At 64.5% G+C, this 19,800-nt stretch carries 18 protein-coding genes; 2 read left to right on the forward strand and 16 right to left on the reverse strand.

Translation table 11 applies throughout. The features are described from left to right. The first annotated feature begins 173 nt into the window (after window positions 1–173). On the forward strand, window positions 174–1,625 hold the full coding sequence (locus DOM45_RS15340) for an aspartate ammonia-lyase (RefSeq protein ID WP_240612420.1): 1,452 nt from the start codon (window positions 174–176) through the stop codon (window positions 1,623–1,625). A gap of 224 nt (window positions 1,626–1,849) precedes the next feature. Here the strand turns inward: DOM45_RS15340 and acuI are convergent, their stop codons facing one another. The 13 genes from acuI to DOM45_RS15410 form a co-directional block, all read right to left on the reverse strand. Beyond that, window positions 1,850–2,839, reverse strand: coding sequence for an acrylyl-CoA reductase (NADPH) (gene acuI, locus DOM45_RS15350; protein WP_110601881.1), 990 nt, complete (start codon window positions 2,837–2,839; stop codon window positions 1,850–1,852). Between the two features lie 62 nt (window positions 2,840–2,901). Continuing rightward, window positions 2,902–3,537, reverse strand: coding sequence for an acrylate utilization transcriptional regulator AcuR (gene acuR, locus DOM45_RS15355; protein WP_110601882.1), 636 nt, complete (start codon window positions 3,535–3,537; stop codon window positions 2,902–2,904). Between the two features lie 242 nt (window positions 3,538–3,779). Further along, complete coding sequence (locus DOM45_RS15360; protein ID WP_110601884.1) at window positions 3,780–4,919, reverse strand: alpha-hydroxy acid oxidase; 1,140 nt, start codon at window positions 4,917–4,919, stop codon at window positions 3,780–3,782. A 49-nt stretch (window positions 4,920–4,968) separates the two neighbouring features. Next, entirely contained in the window at window positions 4,969–5,904 is a 936-nt protein-coding gene (locus DOM45_RS15365; protein WP_110601885.1) for an SMP-30/gluconolactonase/LRE family protein, read from the reverse strand. A gap of 3 nt (window positions 5,905–5,907) precedes the next feature. After that, entirely contained in the window at window positions 5,908–7,203 is a 1,296-nt protein-coding gene (locus DOM45_RS15370) for a TRAP transporter large permease (RefSeq protein WP_110601886.1), read from the reverse strand. Further along, a complete protein-coding gene (locus DOM45_RS15375; protein WP_157958449.1) occupies window positions 7,203–7,757 on the reverse strand; it encodes a TRAP transporter small permease in 555 nt (184 codons plus the stop codon). The genes DOM45_RS15370 and DOM45_RS15375 overlap by 1 nt, the downstream gene beginning before the upstream one ends. Before the next feature lie 17 nt (window positions 7,758–7,774). Then, window positions 7,775–8,761, reverse strand: a complete 987-nt coding sequence (gene dctP, locus DOM45_RS15380) for a TRAP transporter substrate-binding protein DctP (protein ID WP_110601889.1) — start codon at window positions 8,759–8,761, stop codon at window positions 7,775–7,777. Window positions 8,762–9,292: 531 nt separating this feature from the next. Next, a complete protein-coding gene (locus DOM45_RS15385; RefSeq protein ID WP_110601890.1) occupies window positions 9,293–10,096 on the reverse strand; it encodes an amidohydrolase family protein in 804 nt (267 codons plus the stop codon). 3 nt (window positions 10,097–10,099) lie between these two features. Continuing rightward, entirely contained in the window at window positions 10,100–11,581 is a 1,482-nt protein-coding gene (locus DOM45_RS15390) for a tripartite tricarboxylate transporter permease (protein ID WP_110601892.1), read from the reverse strand. A gap of 27 nt (window positions 11,582–11,608) precedes the next feature. Next, entirely contained in the window at window positions 11,609–12,085 is a 477-nt protein-coding gene (locus DOM45_RS15395) for a tripartite tricarboxylate transporter TctB family protein (RefSeq protein WP_110601893.1), read from the reverse strand. Beyond that, window positions 12,082–13,029, reverse strand: a complete 948-nt coding sequence (locus DOM45_RS15400) for a Bug family tripartite tricarboxylate transporter substrate binding protein (RefSeq protein ID WP_110601894.1) — start codon at window positions 13,027–13,029, stop codon at window positions 12,082–12,084. The genes DOM45_RS15395 and DOM45_RS15400 overlap by 4 nt, the downstream gene beginning before the upstream one ends. A 432-nt stretch (window positions 13,030–13,461) precedes the next feature. Beyond that, the gene (locus tag DOM45_RS15405; RefSeq protein ID WP_110601896.1) at window positions 13,462–14,136 is read right to left on the reverse strand and encodes an RraA family protein; all 675 of its coding nucleotides are present in this window, start codon (window positions 14,134–14,136) and stop codon (window positions 13,462–13,464) included. A gap of 56 nt (window positions 14,137–14,192) precedes the next feature. After that, window positions 14,193–15,185: a hydroxyacid dehydrogenase gene (locus DOM45_RS15410; RefSeq protein ID WP_240612421.1), complete on the reverse strand. Its 993-nt coding sequence runs from the start codon at window positions 15,183–15,185 to the stop codon at window positions 14,193–14,195. A 165-nt stretch (window positions 15,186–15,350) separates the two neighbouring features. Between DOM45_RS15410 and DOM45_RS15415 the strand changes: the two genes are divergently transcribed. After that, window positions 15,351–16,232, forward strand: coding sequence for a LysR substrate-binding domain-containing protein (locus DOM45_RS15415; RefSeq protein WP_110601897.1), 882 nt, complete (start codon window positions 15,351–15,353; stop codon window positions 16,230–16,232). A gap of 38 nt (window positions 16,233–16,270) precedes the next feature. Here DOM45_RS15415 and DOM45_RS15420 read toward each other — a convergent pair whose 3' ends face one another. The 3 genes from DOM45_RS15420 to DOM45_RS15430 form a co-directional block, all read right to left on the reverse strand. After that, on the reverse strand, window positions 16,271–17,215 hold the full coding sequence (locus tag DOM45_RS15420) for a tripartite tricarboxylate transporter substrate binding protein (protein ID WP_110601898.1): 945 nt from the start codon (window positions 17,213–17,215) through the stop codon (window positions 16,271–16,273). A 66-nt stretch (window positions 17,216–17,281) separates the two neighbouring features. Beyond that, on the reverse strand, window positions 17,282–18,292 hold the full coding sequence (locus DOM45_RS15425; RefSeq protein WP_110601900.1) for an amidohydrolase family protein: 1,011 nt from the start codon (window positions 18,290–18,292) through the stop codon (window positions 17,282–17,284). Further along, window positions 18,289–19,797, reverse strand: coding sequence for a tripartite tricarboxylate transporter permease (locus DOM45_RS15430; RefSeq protein WP_110601902.1), 1,509 nt, complete (start codon window positions 19,795–19,797; stop codon window positions 18,289–18,291). The genes DOM45_RS15425 and DOM45_RS15430 overlap by 4 nt, the downstream gene beginning before the upstream one ends. Window positions 19,798–19,800: the final 3 nt, after the last annotated feature.

A 19,800-nucleotide genomic window follows, 5' to 3' on the forward strand; every position in this document is an offset into this window, starting at 1 on the left:
GCCTACCTTTCTTCGCCGCTGTAATGCCGCTCTCCCAGCCATACCACCCACGCATGCACTACCACGTAACGGCATTGGGCAGGCGACCCGGCGCGGCGTTACCTTACGCCCAGCGGCGCCGACACCCCGGCGCCCAGGCCGTTCGAACCCCCTGACGGAAGACGACACCCACCATGATGGCGACCCCGGATCTCGGCACTGACGCCGACGCGATCCCCACCCGTGAAGAGAAGGACCTGCTGGGCGTGCTGCCCGTGCCCCAGAGCGCCTATTACGGCATCCAGACCCAGCGCGCGGTGGAGAACTTCCACCTGAGCGGCGTGCCCCTGGCGCATTACCCCAAGCTGGTGATCGCGCTGGCCATGGTCAAGCAGGCCGCGGCGGAGGCCAATCACGAGCTGGGCTATCTCGACGCCACCCGGCTGGAGGCGATCCGCCACGCCTGCCAGACGCTGATCGCCGGCGAGCACCACGATCAGTTCGTGGTCGATATGATCCAGGGCGGGGCTGGCACCTCGACCAACATGAACGCCAACGAGGTGATCGCCAATCTGGCACTCGAACACCTCGGCCACGCCAAGGGGGACTACGCCCACCTGCACCCCAACAACCACGTCAACATGGCGCAGTCGACCAACGACGCTTACCCCACCGCGATCCGCCTCGGCCTGCTGCTGGGCCACGATGCGCTGCTGGGCAGCCTGGCACAGCTGCGCGATGCGCTGGCGGACAAGGGCGCGGCCTTTGCCGACGTGCTCAAGATGGGCCGCACCCAGCTGCAGGATGCGGTGCCGATGACGCTGGGCCAGGAGTTCAACGCCTTCGCCACTACCCTGGGCGAGGATCTGGGCCACCTGGAGGCGCAGATTCCGCGCCTGCTTTGCGAGGTCAATCTGGGTGGCACCGCCATCGGCACCGGGATCAACTCCGACCCGCGCTACCAGCGTCTGGCGGTGGCGCGTCTCGGCGCGATCAGCGGCCAGCCGCTGGTGCCGGCCCAGGATCTGATCGAGGCCACCTCCGACATGGGGGCGTTCGTGCTCTTCTCGGGCATGTTGAAGCGCCTGGCGGTGAAGCTCTCCAAGATCTGCAACGACCTGCGCCTGCTCTCCAGCGGCCCGCGGGCCGGCTTCAACGAGATCAACCTGCCGCCGCGCCAGCCCGGCAGCTCGATCATGCCCGGCAAGGTCAATCCGGTGATCCCCGAGGCGGTCAACCAGGTGGCGTTCGAGGTGATCGGCAACGACCTGGCGCTGACCATGGCCGCCGAGGGCGGGCAACTGCAGTTGAACGTGATGGAGCCGCTGATCGCCTACAAGCTGTTCGACTCCATCCGCCTGCTGACCCGCGCCATGCACATGCTGCGCGAGCACTGCATCGAGGGCATCACCGCCAACGAGGCCCACTGCCGCGAGATGGTGGAGCGCTCGATCGGGCTGGTCACCGCGCTCAACCCGCATATCGGTTACGACAACGCCACGCGTATCGCCCGCGAGGCGCTGGTCTCCGGCCGCGGCGTGCTGGAGCTGGTGCTGGAGGAGAACCTGCTGGATGAAGCCTCGCTCGCCGATATCCTGCGCCCGGAGAACATGATCGCCCCCAGGCTCGCGCCGCTGGTGGTATGAATCGTCACCGACGTCCGATCACGCCTCGGCCCGGGAAACCGGGCCGAGGCGTTCTTCAGAAAGCGGCCTTGCCGATCGAGGCGCCGCCGTCGATGAAGAGCGTCTGTCCGGTAATGAAGCTGGCGTCTTCCGCGAGGAAGACTCGATACCGGCGGCGATCTGTTCGGGCTTGCCGAAGCGACCCATGGGGACGCCGGAGAGGTAGCGGTGTTCCCCTCGGGCAGTCAGCCATTGACGTCCACCACGAGCCGGCCGCGCACGGTTCCTGCCAGGAGACGTTCGGCCGCCTCCAAGGTCTCGCCCAAGCGGATATCGCGTGAGATTGCGTCGAGCAGGGCGGGCTCGATGTCCTCGGCGAGTCGTGCCCAGGCGTGCCGGCGCTCCTCGGCAGGGCGGGTGACGCTGTTGATGCCGAGCAGGCTGACGCCACGCAGAATGAAGGGGGCCACTGTCGCGGGGAAATCCATGCCCTGGGCGAGGCCGCAGGCGGCGACCAGGCCGTCGGGGCTGGTTCGAGCGCAGACGTTGGCCAGGGTATGGCTGCCCACCGAGTCGATGGCGGCAAACCACTGCGCCTTGGCCAGGGGCTTTCCGGGGCCTGACAGTTCGCTGCGATCGATGATCTCGGCGGCACCCAGCCGCTCGAGAAAGGCCGACTCCTGAGGGCGGCCGGTCGCCGCGACGACGCGGTAGCCGCGCGCCGCCAGCAGGGCGATGGCGTAGCTGCCGACGCCGCCGTTGGCGCCGGTCACCAGTACCTCGCCGCGATCCGGCGTCAGGCCGTGGCGCTCCAGCGCCAGCAGGCTCAACATGGCGGTGTAGCCGGCGGTGCCGATGGCCATCGCCTGATGCGTGTTCAGCGAGGGCGGCAGCCGGGTGAGCCAGTCGCCGTCGACGCGAGCGTACTGGGCCAGGCCGCCCCAGTGCGCCTCGCCGATGCCCCAGCCGTTGAGCAGGACGCGATCGCCGGCTGTCCACTCGGGATGCTCGCTGTGCTCGACGACTCCGGCAAGGTCGATGCCCGGCACCATGGGGAAACGGCGCACGACCGCTCCCTTGCCGGTGATCGCCAGCGCGTCCTTGTAGTTGAGCGTGCTCCATTCGACACGCACCAGGACATTGCCCGGAGGCAGTGATTCGGGGTCGAGCTGCGTCAGCGCGGCGTGGCTCCGACGATCGGCTTCGGTCTGCTGCACGACGATGGCGTTGAACACATGAACCTCCTGAGCATTGAGCGGTGATTCGGAGAGGGCGTTTGACGGTGGTGAGATCGATCTCAACGGGGCAATCGAGCGAAGAACTCCTGGCTGAAGAGCTCCAGGGGGGTCGGCTCGCACTTTAGGCGAGCTCGCTGTACGGCGCCTTCCCAGCCGATCCAGAAGAAAGCGGCGAGGGTGTCGCAATCCGTATCGGCGGCCAGTTCGCCGTGCGCCTGGGCCAGCCGCAGGCAGTCGGCGACCCGGCGTTGCCAGTCCTGGAGGATGGCTTCCAGCCGCTCGTCGAATCCTGCGGGTAACAGGGTGACTTCCTGGCCCAGATTGCCCACCAGGCAGCCTCGCCGATAGTGGTGGCGCGCCATCCCCTCCTGGGCGTCCTGGGTGAACCGGCGGAGCCGTTCGAGGGGCGGCAATTCGGAAGAGAGCAACCAGCGGTCGAGCTTGCGAGCAAAATAGTCGGCGTATCGTGACAGCACGGCGTGACCGAACGCCTCCTTGCTGTCGAAGTAGTGATAGAACGAGCCCTTTGGCACGCCGACCCGTTTCAGCACGCCATCGATTCCGGTCGAGACGAATCCCTGCTCGGTGAGCACTTCGACGCCACACCGAATCAGGGCGTCCCGGGTGTCCGGGTTGGTGCGCGCCACCTTCGGTGGGCGGCCGCGGCGTTTGCTGGGGGTCGTTGGCGTCTGCATGGAATCCAATTTAGACCGGTCGTCTCCAAATATCAAAATCGGATCGTCATCGACATCTGGCGACTCGCCATGGCTCCCTTGTGCCGGCGCATCGAGACACGCCGATCCCGGCGTGGACTTCTTTCGCCCGGAGGCCGCTGGCGTGAAACCGGTCACCGGACGCTTGAACGGCGGGCTGCCCGAGACCAGGTCCGGGCAGACAGGGGTAACCATCCAGCATCGGGCGTTGGAGGGCGTGATTCTCAGGTTTGATGCAGCACGGGAGAAGAACGCGTTTCGCCGGTCGAGCGTAAGCCCAGCAGACCCAGGTCACGATAGATCTCGTTTTTCATGATCTGAACCGCGCCGCCCAGACTCCCTTCGCCCCCGATGGTGGAGGCGTAGAGAAAGGGACGCCCGATGAAGACGAAGTCGGCGCCGAGCGCCAAGGCTTTGACGACATCCGTGCCGCGCCGAATGCCGCCGTCGACCATGATGGCCATGTGGCCGGCCTCGGCCTTGGCCCGCGGTAGCGCTCGGATCGCGGAGATGGCGTGATCGAGCTGTCGACCGCCATGATTGGACAGCACGACGCCGTCGCAACCGATGTCTCGGGCTAGCGCGACATCGAGATGGGAGAGCACTCCCTTCACGACCAGCTTGCCTTTCCACTGGTCTCGAATTCGACGGACGTGGTCCCAGTTCAGGTGATCCTTGCGACCGAAGTCCCGCGCCGCCTGGCGAGAGACGATGGGCGCGCCGCGCTGGGCGTGGGAGTTCTCGAAATGTGGCATGCCCCGGCGCCGGAGCGTCGGCAGGAAAGTGGTGAGCAGCCAGCGGGGCTTGATGCCGAAATCCCACAACAGTCGGGGCGTGAAGCGCAGCGGAGTGGAGAAGCCGGCACGCAGGTTGTTCTCCCGGTTGGCCAGCACGGCCGTATCCGCGGTTAGGACCAAGGTCCGGTAGCCCGCCGCGGCGACTCGCGCCACCAGCGCCTCGATCCGATCCTCTTCGCCGGGCACGTAAGCCTGAAACCAGGCTCGGGGGTTGGTCTCGATGACCTCTTCCAGGCGGGTAAGAGACGAACCGCTCAGAACGTAGGGGATGCCTTCGCGGTCGGCAACTCGCGCGGCGACGTTGTCGCCGTCAAGCGCCATCAGCGCGCTGATGCCCATCGGCGCAATGCCGAAGGGCGCCGCCCACTCTTCTCCCAGCAGCCGCTGCCGCAGGGTCCGGCCCTCCACGCCGCGAAGCACCCTCGGCACCAGCTTCAGCTCGTCGAGCGCGGCGCGGTTGTCCTCGCGTGCCGCGGCAGTCTCCGACGCACCCGCGACATATTGGAATAGCGGGCGCGGGAGGCGGCGTCGGGCCGCGATTTCATAGTCGTCGAGATTGAGGATCATCGCGCTGGGACCGACCTGTACAGATAGGCTATGGGCATGCGGGCGGGCACTACTGCCCCCAGCCTGAAGCCATGGGAAGACCGGAAACCGGCAACTCGGCGCACAGAATCGAACCGGAATCCGACTCCGTGATGTAGAGCGTCCGGCCCTCGGGGCCGCCGAAGGCACAGTTGGTGGTGCCCAGCCCCTTCGGCGACCTGACCACGGCGACGGGAACGCCGAGCGCATCGTGAACCCAGACCAGCCCCATGCCGGTCTGGCACACCACGACGCCGTTGTCGCTCGTCAGCGCCAGCCCATCCGGGCCGGCGCGGCCACCGGAGAATTGCAGGAACAGGCCGGCCTTGACCACGCGCTGACTCCGGGAGATCGGCAGTCGCCATACCGCATTGGCTCGGGTGACGGCGACATAGAGCGTGTGGCCGGACTTGTCCAGCACCAGGCCGTTGGGGCTGGGAACCTTGTCGATCAGACAGTCCAGTCGGCCGCTGTCGGGGTCCCAGCGATAAACGCGGCCACTGGGGTCCTGCAGCCCGGTCTGGCCCTGGTCGGTGAAGTAGAGCATGCCGTCGGGGCCGAAATGGAGATCGTTGCAGCCCTTGAACCCTTCCGAATCGGCGTCTCCCAGTGCGGTGGTGACACTGCCCGTGTCAGGGTCGAGCATCAGGATGCCGTGCTGAAAATCGGCGATGAAAATCCGACCCTTGGCATCGATCTTCAAGCCGTTGGGTTGTCCCTCGTACTGCGCGATCAGTTCGATTTCACCCCTGGGGGAGGCACGAAAGATTCGGCCGAAGGGGATGTCGACGAACCAGAGATTGCCCGCCAGATCGAAAGAGGGGCCTTCGATGAAACTGTCCACTGCCGCGCCGCGCCGGTTCTTGTCGGCCCAGGGCGAAGGCTTCCCGGTCTGGCGAAGCGCGGGCGGCAGCGTGGTGAAGACGTCCGCTTCGATCAGGATGGGATCGGGGTGGGGGAACGCCATGGATCAACCTCCGGCAGTCAGATTGGGTAGCCACAGTGCGATATCGGGGAACCCGATCAGCAGGACGAGAAACGCCAGGATGATGGCGAAGAAGGGCAGCACGCCCATGACGACGTCCTCGACCCGGGTTTTCGAATCCGAACTGGCCACCACGAAAAGAATGACCCCGAGCGGCGGCGTCAACTGGCCCAGCTCGACCAGGATCACCACGAAGACGCCGAACCAGACCGGGTCGACACCCATCGCCATGAGGGTGGGGAATATCACCGGCACGATGATGGCGATCATGCCGAGCCCTTCCATGAAGCAGCCCAGAATGGCGAACACCACCATCAGGATCAGCAGCAGCGAGAACTGGGACAGACCCGCGTCGGCGACACGATCGACCAGCGCCTCTCCCACGCCGGAGAGCGCGGTGGCATAGGCAAACAGCATGGAGATGAAGACGATGAACAGGACGTTGCCGCTCATCGTCAGCGTGCGTGACAGCGCCGACTTCAGCATCGCGACGTTGAGTTTACCGTAGAGCGCGGAGATCAGCGCTGCGCCGATGACGCCCAGCGCACCGGCTTCGGTCGGCGTGGCGACACCGGCATAGATGCTTCCCAGCACGAAGGCGATCAGCAGCGTGAACGGAAAGACGTCGGAGGCGGCCCGCAGGTAATCCTTGAACTGGCGCTGCTGGGTATCCTTGGGAACGAGGTTGGGCTTCGCCAGTGCGCGCGCGATGATCAGCAGGCTGTAGCAAGCGCCGAGCAGGATACCGGGCACCAGGCCCGCCGCGAACAGCTTGGCAATCGAGGTCTCGGTGAAGGTGGCGTAGATGATCATGGTGATCGACGGCGGAATCAGGATCCCCAGCGTGCCACCCGCCGCGAGAGAGCCGGCGACCAGGCGTCGGTCGTAACCGCGTGCGGTCAGCGCCGGCAGGGCGACGGTGGACATGGCCGCGGCCGTCGGTGCGCTGCCGCCGGCCACGGCGGCGAAGACACCGCTGCCGACGATATTGGTGTGCAGCAAGCCTCCGGGCAGGCGCTTCATGAATGGCGCGATACCGTTGTAGAGGCGTCCACTCAGGCCGCTGGCCAGCAGGATTTCCGCCATCAGAATGAACAGGGGGATCGCCGCCAGGGTGAAGCTGTTGGCGGCGCCCCAGCTCACCAGCCCGAGCGCCTTCCACCCGGCGGCACCTTTCATCAGCCAGAGATAGATCAGCGAGGCGGCGCCAACGGCAAACTGAACCCACAACCCGCCGACGATCAGAATCAGTAGCACGCCAAAGGCGATGAGCGCATCCATCAGTCACGTCCCCCGTTGCGCAAGGCGACCAGCCCGCGCTCGACGATGAAGACGGCAACGAAGAGGAGCCCGACCGGCATTACCAGCTGGGGGATCCAGAGTGGCGTCATCAGGAAGGTGGGCGCCACGTTGCCGCGCTGGTAGGAACTCATCACCAGTTGGGCGGTGTACCAGATCAACACGCTGCAAACGGCAAACGAGAGCGCCAGATAGAACAGGTTCAGCCCGTGGCGCAGGGACCGCGGAAGCGCATCGAACAGAAAACCGACCTGGAACAGACTGTTCTTCCTCACGGCCAGGCTCGCGCCGAACAGTGTCAGCCCGACGACGAGATAGCCGGCAAGCTCTTCGACGATTCGCAGCGAATAGCTGAAGAAGAAGCGCGAAACGATCTCCGCGGCGACCAGCGCCACGAGTGCAACCAGCGCGACGCCCGCAATCGCTCGGACGAGAGACGCCACGATGTCGAAAACGGAGCCGGCCGATGCCGGCCCGGGCGGCGTCCGAGAAGAGGGCGCTTGCGAAGAGATTTCGTGCGAATGGGCTTCGCTCATCGTCATGACTCCTGGGTTCACTTACCGAGTGCTTTCAACACCTCGGCCAAGGCCTTCTCATGGTCAGGTCCCGCTTTTTTGGCCCACTCGTGCCACCAGGGCACCATGGCCTCCTGCGCCCTGCGAATATCCGCGGGATTCGCCTCGACGATCGTCATGCCCGCCTGTGCCTGGTTCTGCTTCTGGACCTTTTCGTCCGCGATGAAATCGCGAGTGATCTGGCGGGTCTCTTCATCGACGATCTTGTCGAGGGTGTCGCGAGTCGCCGGATCGAGGTCGTCGTGAGACGAGGTGTTGGCGATGATGGCGCTGAAGGCGTAATTGACCGGCAGGCGGTAGTTGTAGGGCAGGAATTCATGCCAGTTCTTCGCCCCGCCGGCGCTGGCGGTCAGCACACCATCGATGACGCCGCGCTCCAGCGCCGTCGGGACCTCCGAACCGGAGAGCGTGATCGGCGACCCGCCGAAAGCCTCGACGAAGGCGCCCTGCTCCGGCGAGGTGACGCGGATCTTGTGGCCCGAGAGATCGTCGAGTGAATCGACCTCGAAGCTCGTGAAGATGACCTGTTGCGGATAGCGGTAGCTGCCGAGATACGTGACGCCCTGTTGCGCGAACCCCTCTTTCAGGTAGGGCTTCATCACGGCGTAGGCCTCGTTCCACTCTTCATCGTCGTTGATGAGCAGCGGCAGGCTGAGAATGCGGGCGATCGGCACGTTGCCCGAGGAGTAGAGGTCCGCAGCGAAGTCGACGATGCCATCACCGGTGGCCTGGGTGATGTCGCTGGAGGCGATCTGCAGGGTCTTTCCCAGGTGGAGGGTGATCGACAGATCATCGTCGGTCTCTTTCTCGACACGGTCGGCGATCCGCTCCATCCCCTTGACGGCGGCCGTGGTGGAAACGGAGGAGTAGGTGTATCCGGTCCAATTGGTGGCGTGGGCCGTGCCGGCTGCCGTGAGTCCCAGCAGTATCAAGCTCGATAGCAGGCGATTCTTGAGAGATTTCATGAGTTGTCCTTCCTGGTGTCGGTCGGCGCTCTTTGAGGGAAAGCCGGGTGGCGAGTTTCCAGCGGCGGTCAGGAAATAGGTTCTGGCCGCGAGCGTGATCGAGGCGAATTTCAGGGAGAGATGACTCGCTTTGAACGCCTCCACTTTTTCAAAGTGAACATGAAATACTGATGGCACTAAAGCGCGTTTTTCTGGTTGTCGTGATTAGTTATTTTTCACTTAAACCGCTGCTTATAAAGGAGAATTGTCTATAGAACTTTGGTCTCGAGACGAGAGTCGACAGGGCCGATGAAAACCGTGATGCCTGCAGGCCCGAGACGAAATGTCCGGGATATCGTCGTCGGATCGAATGCCATTCCAGGCTGCTGAAATCGATCCGAACGGCGACGCTAGGTGCTGTCTGAAAAGTCGACGAGCGAAGGCCAGGCAAGGCAAAAATCGGCGAAAACGCGGAGTTTACGGGGTGTAAATGATTATTTTGAGCCGATTTTTAACGCCGCATGGGCGAGCACAGTACTTTTCAGGCAGTGCCTAGAATCGATAAAGAGCGGCAGGATTACTCGAAAAGCAGGCTTCGAATTGAGCGCTGGTCAATTCACGCTCGAGAAATCCGACCATGGCCGAAGAGCTGGGCAGCGGTGGCGTCGTCATCACATGGGGCCAGTCGCTGCCCCAGAGACACCGATCGGGGTAGCGCCCTGCCAGGTGATGCACCAGTGGGGCGAGATCATCGTAGCGATCCGGGGACTGGCTGACGCGCGTCGGCGCAAGCTTGATCCAGACGCGGCCGGTGTCGAGCAGGCGGCTCAGGCCGGCGAGATGCTCGATGTCGTGTGGCGATACATGACCCAAGTGGTCGAGTACCAGGGGCTGGTCTGCCGGCAAACTGGCCATCAGTGCCTGCAGCCTGCCATAGCGTGCAGGCTCGGTATTGAGCTCGACGTGCCAATCCATGGTCGCCGCCCGTCGAGCGAGCACCGGCAACCGGTCGAGATCGTTCCGACCCAGACGGGTCCTGTCCTGCACCCGGATAGCGCGTACGCCGGCGGCGGCAAGATCGTCGAGGCCCTCGGTCTGCTCGTCGATGACCGCCACGCCCCTCAGCTCGATGCCGGCCTGGGCACGCAGCGTCTCGACCAGATAGCGATTATCCGTACCATCGATGGAGGCCTGTATCAGCACCGCCCGGCCGATTCCCCGCACCATGCCCTCGGCGCGGAACGCCTCGATGCCCTTGCCGGGAGGCTGGTAGGTCGAGGAGGCGTAGGACTTGTCCCGGTCGAAGACATGAATATGGCAGTCGCATCGAAGCGGCGTCGACGAGTGGTTCGGCATGGGTCAGTTTCCTTGGCGTCGATGGCGAAGACGCTGTAACGAGGCGCCCAGCGCACAGAGCGCCGTGACACCCAGAAGCCCCAGGGCGATTGGCGAGTCCAGAAAGATATCGACGCTGCCACCGCTGGTCAGTAGTGCCTGCCGCAGGCTCTCCTCGAGAGGGGGGCCGAGGATCAGTCCGATCAGCAGCGGCGGCAGCGGGAAACCGCAGCGACGGAACAGGAAGCCGATCACACCGGCGCCGAGCATGACGCCAACGTCGAACAGCGAATTGTTGACGGAAAACGCACCGAAGATGGCCAGAATCGCGATGGCCGGAAACAGGTGGCGAGGCTGGAGCTTGATCACGTGAACGGCGCCCTTGAACATCATCAGGCCGAACAGGACGCAGGGGATCGACAGCAGGATCAGTGCCTCGAAGATCGCGTAGACCTCGACGCCGTGGTGCTGGAACAGGAACGGCCCGGGTGTCAGTCCCTGCAGCATGAAGGCGCCCAGGATCACGGCCGTGACCGCGTCTCCGGGGATGCCCAGGGAGAGCATCGGCACCAGCGCCCCGCCAGTGACGGCGTTGTTGGCCGCCTCGGGAGCCGCGACCCCCTCTGGCTCGCCCTGCCCGAAGGTCTCCTTGTGTCTCGAGCGCGAGCGCGCGAAGCCGTAGCTGACGAAGGCGGGTACCGTCGAGCCGATCCCGGGCAGGATGCCGACGAAGGTGCCAATAAGCGATGACACAAGTAGTGTCACCCGCATCCGCCACATCGCCAGTATTCCGACATGGCCGGAAACGCTGCCCACCTTGGTCGGCGGGCGCGATTGTCGATGGCCGCCGAAGGCCTGCAGCAGCACTTCCGACATCGCGAACAGGCCGATCAAGACCGGGATCAGCTGCAAGCCATCCTCGGCGGCGAAACTGCCGAAGGTAAACCGGGGCAGACCCTCGATCGGATCCAGCCCCACGATGCCGGCGGCGATACCGACGAGCGTCATGAGTGCCGAATCGAGGATGGAGCCGCCGCCGAACAGCACGATGATGGCGAGCGCGAAGAGCATCAGCGCCGCCATCTGGGCGGGGCCGAAATCGAGGGCGAGGGAGGCCAGCGGTTGTGCCAGGAGCATCAGCACGAGACAGCTGAAGACATTGCCGAAGACGCTGGCATAGAGCGCGATGCGCAGCGCCTCGCCCGCCTTGCCCCGGCGCGCCATCGCATGGCCATCCAGTGCGGTTGCGGCCGACGACGGGGTGCCCGGTACGTTGAGCAGTATCGCCGAGATGGAGCCACCGAAGATCGCTCCCTGGTAGACCCCGAGGAGCAGGATGAGGGCAGGAATCGGCGACATCGTGAATGTCACCGGAATCAGCAGCGCGATGGCCATGGTGGGCCCCAGTCCGGGTATCGCGCCGATCACGATCCCCGCGATGACGCCGACCACGGCGGCGATCAAGACCCACACATCGAGCAGTGCGTAGAAGGCGTCCAGCAGCATGACGGGTTCTCTTCGAATGGCCTGGATTCAGGGGAGCGGGAGGTTCAAGAGCTGACGGGCAGATAGCGTGACGAGCGCGGCGACGACCAGCGGCAGGACCACGCTCAGCGAAAGCCGCCGCTCGCCCAGCAGCCAGGAGAGCAGGATGCCGACCACCGCGGCGCTGGCGAGAAAGCCGACCAGGTTCATCGCCGCGATGGCGACGCCGATCAGCACGACCGCGAACAGCGTCCGGCTCCAGTCTCTGGCCGAACCCAGCGCGGTTTCCAGCGCGTGGCGGTGGCGCCATAGCCGCAAGCCGGCTGTCAGGGCCAGCAGCGCAAGGACCAGCCGAGGGAAGAAGCGGGCATCCGGGCCGCTGTCGCCGAAATCGAAGACAGTGACCTGGGAAGTGAGCGTGAACAGTCCAGCCAGGGCGACGAGCAGCAGCCCCGATGTGATCAGCGTCTGCACTCCGACGCGGCGATCGGCGTTCTCTTGAGATGACTCGATGCCGGGCTTCATCTTTTCAGCTCGCTGGCCAGTTCGCGGTAGTCGGTCAGGTTTTTCTCGATGACCGCTTCCAGGGCTTCGCCGGACATGAGCCGCACCGGCTGGTTCAGCTTTTTCATGACCTTGGCGAAGGCATCCGATGATGCAGCCTGGGTGAAGGCGTCGCGGAGCGTATCGATGCGCCCGGCTGGCGTCCCCCGCGGTGCCATCAGCGCGACGATGGAGGGAAACTCGATATCGTGACCACTCTGCGCGAGTGTCGGAATCGAGGGGAAATCCGGATCCCGCTCGTCATCCAGCACCGCCAGCAGCCGGAGCCGCCCATCGTTGACCAGGTCGCGGTAGGCGGGGACCAGGGCGATGTCGACATGATGACCCAGCAGCGCCGCCGTGGCGCTGGAGGCGCCGTCGAACGGGACATGTTGGAGATCGGCGTGGGTCTCCCGCGAGAGCGCGGTGAAAGAGAGGCGAGCCCCGCTCAGCGCACCGGCGGTGGCGTAGGTCAGCCGCGTGCCGTTTCGCGCCGCCTCGAGCAGCTCGTCCAGGGTTCGATAAGGGCTGTCGGCGTTGATCAGCACCCCGTGATAGGGGCCTGAGTAGTTCAATAGCGGCAGGAAGTCCTGGATCGGATCGTATCCCACGTCACGCAGCGCCGGTGTCACGAACGAGGGAGACGAGGTCGTCGCGATGAGGGTGTAGCCGTCCGGGGTGGCTCGAGCGACGGAGCGCATGGCGTTGATGCCGCCGCCGCCAGGGTGATTCTCCACGACCACGGGCTGGCCCAGTATCGGCTCCGCGAGCTTGGCCAGTTGACGCGCCGAGATATCCGTCGTGCCGCCAGCACCGTAAGGCACCACCAGCGTGACGGGCCGCGAGGGAAAAGGCTCGGACCAGGCCGTCGTCGTGACGAGCAGCAGCGCCGTGGCGAGGGCAATGGTAATGCGGTGAACTAGCAAGGCATCAGACCCCTGTTGATGGTACGACACCGCCGATCCCAAAGCCTGAGATGCGCGATGAAACGAACGAATGGCCCCGCTGCTGTATCGACAGCCGATGTGCTGAAATCATAACGAGCCATTTCTGTCGGTTTTCATTGGATTTCGGCGTGATTTCGATAGGAATTTCAAAGACGGTCAGCCTTGAATTCGACAAGGAATACTAGCCAATCCGGCGAGACCAAAGCATTAGACCTTAGTTTTAAAAAAGAATATTTATTTCATAAATATCAGTAATTTGTAGTTAATTTAGACATGCCGAAGCCGACCTTATCCCATGGGGAGTCGATCGGCGGATTTCAGCTTTCGTAGCGCTTTATCGGCGACTGTGGGCGCCGGTTAGCAGCGATAGACGTTGTCGATGATGGCAGGTTGAATCCGGTATCCGTGGTCTCAGACCATCTCGCATCCCGCTGCTTTCAACGCGGCATCGACCCAGGATCGATCGTTTTCACCGGCATGAATGGCGGCCATCTGCTTCTCTTCGGCCGCCTGCTTGGCCTGGGCCGCCTCCAGCACCGTTTCGGCATCGTCGTAAGGCACGGCAAGCATGCCATCACTGTCGCCGATGATCAGATCGCCGGGTTCGATGACCATGCCGCCCAGGTTGATCGGTGTATTGATCTCTCCGGGCCCGTTCTTGTACGGGCCACGATGGGTGACACCGGCGGCGAAGGTCGGCAGGTTGGTCTCGCGAAAGCCGTCGAGGTCGCGAAGCGCACCGTTGAGGACGAACCCGGCGACCCCTTTCTTGACCGCGTAAGCCAGCATCAGCTCACCCATGAGCGCGTTCGTGGTATCGCCGCCAGCGTCGCAGACGATGACGTCGCCGGGCTCGGCCATGTCGATGGCCTTGTGCAGCATCAGGTTGTCGCCCGGGCGCGTGCGAACGGTGAGCGCAACGCCGGCCAGATTGCCGTCGCGGTGCATGGGGCGCAGGTTGGAGCCGCCAGCGAAGACGCGCGACATGCTGTCGCTGACCACGGCGACAGGCAGTTCTGCAAAGGCCTTGACGAGGCGCTGGTCGACACTGCGCTTACGCTGGAGGATTCTGTTTCCGACTGGCATGGCATGACTCCGTTGTGGAAAAGCGCCAACGAGATGGCGTTACTGGTAGCAATCGTTCAGGAGAAGATCGACTCTGGCAATTCATTGGCCAGGCGCGCTTTCGGAAGCGCCTTTCCGGCAAGAAAATCGATGATGCCACCGACGGCCAATACGCCGACTCGGGTACCGCCTTCTTCCGTGACGCCCGCGACATGAGGGGTCAGGATGACCCGCTCGGAGTTCGCCAGCGGGCTGATGCCCTCGGGGGGTTCCTGCTCGAAGGTATCCAGGCCGGCGCCTGCGATGTGACCGCTCTCGAGTGCGGCCAGCAGGGCCTTTTCATCGATCAGGCCGCCGCGGGAGGTATTGACGATGTAGCTGTTGGCCGGCATCAGCGCGATCGTTTCGGCATTGAGCAGATGCGCGTTATCTTTGGTCAGCGGGCAGTGCAGGCTGACGATGTCGGATTGACCGAGAAGATCCTCGATTCGATCGGCTCGGCGCGCACCGAGGGCTTCGATAGCCTCGACTGAGGCATAGGGGTCGTAGACGCTGATTTCCAATCCTACCCCCTTCACGATTTTTGCCACGGCAGCGGCAATGGCGCCCGCACCGACCAGGCCCAGGCGCATGCCGGACAGCTCGCGGCCCAGGAACTCGGCTTTTTCCCAACGGCCTGCCCGCATGCCGGTGTCCAGCGGCAGCAGGCGTTTGACGACTGCGAAGATCAGGGCGACCGCATGCTCCGCGACGGAGATGGCGTTGCCCCCGGCGGCACGGATGACCTGCACGCCCTGCCGGGTCGCGGCATCGACGTCGATGTTGTCGACACCCGCGCCGTGCTTGGAGACGACCTTGAGCGACTTTCCGGCCGCCATGGCCTCCGCGCCGAACTGGCCCATGCGCGAGACGATGCCGACGGGATCGTGACGCTGGATGTGCGCGACGAGCACCTCGGTCGTCGGATAGGGCGGGGTATGGAAGATGGCGTAGCCGGCGTCCTCGGCAAGCTGCCTTGCCGGATTCGCCAAGTAGGGGCCGGTGACGAGAATGGCGGGTTGCTTATCCAATGGCGTGTCTCTCTTTGTCTTATCCGACTTGTCTTGTCCAACGGCCCGCCAAGTAGCAGGAGCCGCAAATCGATGAAGCGGTCAAACCAGAATACAGATAGTTTTTCTGTATAAAAGCGACTAATATTGTTCTTTAAGTGAAGTTATTTTAATCAAAGGGGTGGTATGGACACTCGCCAGCTACGCACGCTGATGGCTATCGCCGAGTACGGCACCTTTGCGCGGGCCGCGCGCGAGGTGAACCTGACGCCATCGGCCGTGAGCCAGCAGATCCTCGCGCTCGAGCAGGAGCTGGATACACCGCTGTTCAACCGCGAGACGCGACCCCCGAGCCTCAACCTGCATGGGTTGCAGCTGCTGGAGACGGCCAAGAAGATTCTGGGACTGGTCGAGGAGACTCGGATTTCTTTGAAAGGCAGCCGGATCTCCAGCTCGCTCAGCATCGGGTCGGTTCGAACCAGTACGATCGGCCTGTTGCCACGCGCTATCGTGGCCCTGCGTCAGACCTATCCCGAGCTTCACGTCGACCTGCGCGTCGGGATGTCGTCGAGCCTTCTGAGCGACGTCAACGCCGGGCGCCTCGACCTGGCGGTGGTGGCGGAACACGCGGGGGTGTCGCGCAACCTCACCTGGTCTCCCTTCCTGCGCGAGCCGCTGGTCGTCATCGCGCCGCCGGGAACGCCGCCAATGACGGCGGGTGAGCTGCTGGAGAGCCTGCCGTTCGTGCATTTCGCCAGCGACGTGCCGCTGGCCGCACTCATCAACAACGAGCTGACCCACCAGAGTCTCAAGGTCAAGCACATCGCCGAGATCGACACCATTCCGGCCATCGTGGAGTGCGTGGCGGCCGGGCTCGGTGCCGCCGTGGTGCCGGACATCGCGGTGCGCGAGAACGGTCGTGACATGTTGAAGCTTCCCTTCGGGCAGCCCCAGATCTATCGCCAGATCGGTACCGTGCAGCGCGCCAACTCGGCCAAGTCCGAACTGTTGATCGCCATGCACAACAAGCTCGCTGAGCTTTCCGGGGAGTTCGGCGTCTTTCTCTGATCGTCTGGATCGCTTCGAGCCGCGCCAGGTGTCGTGATTCACTTCCACGGCTGGTGCTTCCACAAGTCTCCCGCGATATCGGACTGCGCCTCGGCCAGCCTGCGGTAGTCCTCCCCCACGACGATATCCAGCGAGTTGCCCTGAGCCGCCAGCTCCCGACGAAGATCCGGGTTGTCGGCCAGGTGCCTGAAGGCCGCTTCGAGGCGGGACTCGAGCGCATCGGGTAGCCCCTTGGGCGCGACGAACCCGCGATAGGAGCCCATCTCGACGTCGTACCCCTGCTCCTTGGCGGTCGGCACGTCCGGCGCGTAGGAGGAACGCTGGTCATCCAGCACGGCGAGAACTCGTAGATCGTCCTCGAAGCCCACCGTCTGGCTCAGCGCCATGGTCCCGACCGCCACATGCCCGCCCATCAGTGTCGTCCTCGCCATGGAGGCGCCCTCGAAGGGGATCAGGTTGAAGTCGACGCCGGCAGCCGCTTCCATCAATAGCGCGCTGAAGTGATCGTTGCCGCCCAGGGACGCCAGCGCCACGCTCAGGCTCCCGGGCTTGGCCTTGGCGGCCTCGATCAGCTCGTCGAGGCTGTGGTAGGGCGAATTCCGACTGACGACGATGGTGTTGGGGTCGTGGACCACGTTGGCGATGTAATCGAAACTGTCGGCGTCATAAGCGGCATGGCGATCGAAGGTCAGCGCCAGCGCTGCCGGCAGGTTGAAGGTGCCCAGGGTGTAGCCGTCGGGCTTGGCCTCGGCGACGCTGGTGAAACCGATCTGGCCACCGGCGCCGGGTTGGTTCTTGACCACGACGCTCGCATCGTCGCCCAACGCCTTCTCCAGGTACTTGCCGACCACGCGGGCCAGCACGTCGGTGCCCCCGCCTGGCGAGTAGCCCACGACCACCGTGATCGGCTTGTCGGGGTAATCGGCGAAGGCCGTGGCGCTCAGCGCGGAGAGCAGTATCGTGGCCAGCGTTCTCTTGAGCATCGTCTCTTTCCTCATGGTCGTCGGGTGACTGCGGTCAAGGCGGCGTCGCCAGGTCCTGGTCACTGTTCACTGCCAGCCAGGGTCGAGGCCGTAGGTCTCGGCGGCCGTGCGCCAGAACAGGCGGTCCCGATCTGCCTGACCCAGGGGTTGAGTCAGTCGTTTGAAGGCATTCCACAACGCGACGTAGGAGTACATGCCCTTGTCCACGGGGAAATTGCTTTCGAACATGGCGCGATGCGAGCCGAAGGCCTCGAGGCAGGTCTCCACATGGGGCGACCAGTCCGAGGCGAGCTGCGCGGAAGTCGGCGGTTCGGGATTCAGGTGATAGGCGTTGCCGAAAACCGCCAGGCCGAATCCGCCGATCTTGATGCGGGTATTGGGCAGCGCCGCCAGCCGCTGGATTCCCTGGCGCCAGGCCGCGAAATCCGCGGGGGTTCTGCCGCGGAACGGCCCCACCCCCAGCGGGCCGCCGCAGTGATCGATCACCACGATGAGGTCCGGCAGGGCGCGGGCCAGCGCTTCTACCTCCTGAAGCTGGGTCTGATAGGCCCAGACATCCAGCGTGAGTCCCGCCCGGGCCACTTGCGCGGCGCCCTCATGGAAGGCCCTGGCGCGCAGCAGGCCATCCGGTGCCGGCCGGGGGTTGGAGCGTACGGTCGGATCGGGATGATAGGCGGTGGTGTTACGAATGCCGCGCACGCTACCGGGCGCAATGGCGCATAGCGCCTCGAGCGTCTCTCGAACCTGGCTGCCGGCCAGCAGGTCGGCGAAGGCGACGATGCCGAGCGGGTAACTCGGGGTGCCAGCGCTCCACTCGAGTACCGTCTCGACTTCGCCGAGCGGTTTGAGGGCCTCGGGCCCCGCATCGCGATACCCGGTGCGGCCCTGGACGTAGAGGCTCGCGCGGACGTCGTGACCCTGGGCGACATCCGCCAGGAACTCGTCGGTGCGGTAGCGGCTCTCTTCCCGGTCCCAGAGATGGTGATGCGCATCGAGGATCCTCTGCTCGGGCATCAGGATCGGTTCCCGGTGGCGGGCCAGCCACGACTCCCGGATCGTCGCGTGCGGCGTCTTCATCCCGCTACCTTGCTGGCCTTTCTGGCGCGCAGACGTCGCGAGACGAGCGGCGAGACGATGACCAGCAGCACCATGGCGATGAGCACCTTGGCGGTGGGGCTCGACGCCAGAATGCTCCAGTCACCACCGCCGATCCTCAGCGCCAGGCGCAGGTTCTGCTCCGCGAAACCGCCGAGGATCAGGCCCAGCACCACCGGCGGCAGCGGGAACTTCAGCTTGTCCATGAAGTAGCCAATGAGACCGAAGCCCAGCATCAGGTAGACATCGAACATGCGATTGTTGATCGAGTAGACCCCAATGAAGACCAGGGCAATGATGATGGCGCCGAGTAGCGGCCGCGGCAGGCGCAGTACCTGAGCGAAGCTGTTCGTCGCCAGGGCGCCGCCCAGGAAGATCAGCAGGATGGCGGCGAACAGGAATTGCCACATGAAGCCGAAGACGATCTCGGGGTTGTCACGGAAAAGCATCGGCCCCGGCTGGAGACCATGGATCAGCAGTCCGCCCAGCATGACGGCGGCGACGGCGGTGCCCGGAATCCCCAGGGTCAGCGCCGGGATCAGCGCGGCGGCGGTATCGGCATTGTTCGACGTCTCGGATGCCGCGACGCCCTCGGGCTCGCCCTTGCCCCAGTCATCCGGGTTCTTGGAGGCACGCCGCGCTTCGTTGTAGCTGAGGAAGGCGGCCATCGATCCGCCGGCCCCCGGCAGGATGCCGACGAAGACCCCGATCACCGACGAGCGAAGCCAGGTCTTCCAGTACTTCAACATGCCGGGTATCGCCTTCCAGATGCTGGTCGTATTGAGGCGCCCGGTGTTCTTGGTGTCGAAGTCACGAACTTCTTCGAGCAGCCCGATTGCCGGCGGCAGCGCGTAGAGACCCACCAGCAGCACGACGATGTTGATGCCATCCAGCAGCTCGAGATGGCCGAAGGTGTAACGCTCGTAGCCCGTGATCGTATCGACGCCGATCAAGGAGACGAACACGCCGAAAGCGGCGCTGATCAGCCCTTTGATGATGTCGCCGCCGAGCAGGAACACGATCGCCGACATGCCGAACACGGCAACCCAGAAGATCTCGGTCGGCCCGAACAGGAGCGTCACCTTGGCCAGCGGCGGCGCCAGCAGCATCAGAACCAGCGCCGAGGCGATACCGCCCAGCGCCGACGAGACCACCGCCACCTGCAGGGCGTAGCCGCCGCGCCCTTGTTGGGCCATCGGGTAGCCGTCGAAGCTCGTGGCGACGGCCGCCGGGGTGCCGGGGATGCGCAACAGCACGGCAGGAATCGATCCGCCGTACATGGCGCCGTTGTAGATGCCGGCCATCATGCCGAGCGCGACTAGCGGGTCCATGCCGAAGGTGAACGGAATGAGCACCGAAATCGCCATGGTGGCGCTGAGGCCCGGCAGGGCGCCGACGCAGATGCCGGCGATCACGCCGACCACGACTGCAAGGATATTGCCTAGGGACAGCACTGCCGGCAGTGCGTCGATGAGATTGCCGTACATGGG

The organism is Salinicola lusitanus (assembly GCF_003206045.1).
In the GTDB taxonomy this organism is placed as follows: domain Bacteria; phylum Pseudomonadota; class Gammaproteobacteria; order Pseudomonadales; family Halomonadaceae; genus Salinicola; species Salinicola lusitanus.

Coding starts and splice junctions, on each gene's coding strand:
- DOM45_RS15365 (WP_110601885.1), bottom strand. CDS start 5,904: ATGGCGTTCCCCCACCCCGATCCCATCCTGATCGAAGCGGACGTCTTC.
- DOM45_RS15390 (WP_110601892.1), bottom strand. CDS start 11,581: ATGCTGCTGGACGCCTTCTACGCACTGCTCGATGTGTGGGTCTTGATC.
- DOM45_RS15385 (WP_110601890.1), bottom strand. CDS start 10,096: ATGCCGAACCACTCGTCGACGCCGCTTCGATGCGACTGCCATATTCAT.
- DOM45_RS15375 (WP_157958449.1), bottom strand. CDS start 7,757: ATGAGCGAAGCCCATTCGCACGAAATCTCTTCGCAAGCGCCCTCTTCT.
- DOM45_RS15415 (WP_110601897.1), top strand. CDS start 15,351: ATGGACACTCGCCAGCTACGCACGCTGATGGCTATCGCCGAGTACGGC.
- DOM45_RS15360 (WP_110601884.1), bottom strand. CDS start 4,919: ATGATCCTCAATCTCGACGACTATGAAATCGCGGCCCGACGCCGCCTC.
- DOM45_RS15370 (WP_110601886.1), bottom strand. CDS start 7,203: ATGGATGCGCTCATCGCCTTTGGCGTGCTACTGATTCTGATCGTCGGC.
- DOM45_RS15425 (WP_110601900.1), bottom strand. CDS start 18,292: ATGAAGACGCCGCACGCGACGATCCGGGAGTCGTGGCTGGCCCGCCAC.
- acuR (WP_110601882.1), bottom strand. CDS start 3,537: ATGCAGACGCCAACGACCCCCAGCAAACGCCGCGGCCGCCCACCGAAG.
- DOM45_RS15405 (WP_110601896.1), bottom strand. CDS start 14,136: ATGCCAGTCGGAAACAGAATCCTCCAGCGTAAGCGCAGTGTCGACCAG.
- dctP (WP_110601889.1), bottom strand. CDS start 8,761: ATGAAATCTCTCAAGAATCGCCTGCTATCGAGCTTGATACTGCTGGGA.
- DOM45_RS15430 (WP_110601902.1), bottom strand. CDS start 19,797: ATGTACGGCAATCTCATCGACGCACTGCCGGCAGTGCTGTCCCTAGGC.
- DOM45_RS15395 (WP_110601893.1), bottom strand. CDS start 12,085: ATGAAGCCCGGCATCGAGTCATCTCAAGAGAACGCCGATCGCCGCGTC.
- DOM45_RS15340 (WP_240612420.1), top strand. CDS start 174: ATGATGGCGACCCCGGATCTCGGCACTGACGCCGACGCGATCCCCACC.
- DOM45_RS15420 (WP_110601898.1), bottom strand. CDS start 17,215: ATGCTCAAGAGAACGCTGGCCACGATACTGCTCTCCGCGCTGAGCGCC.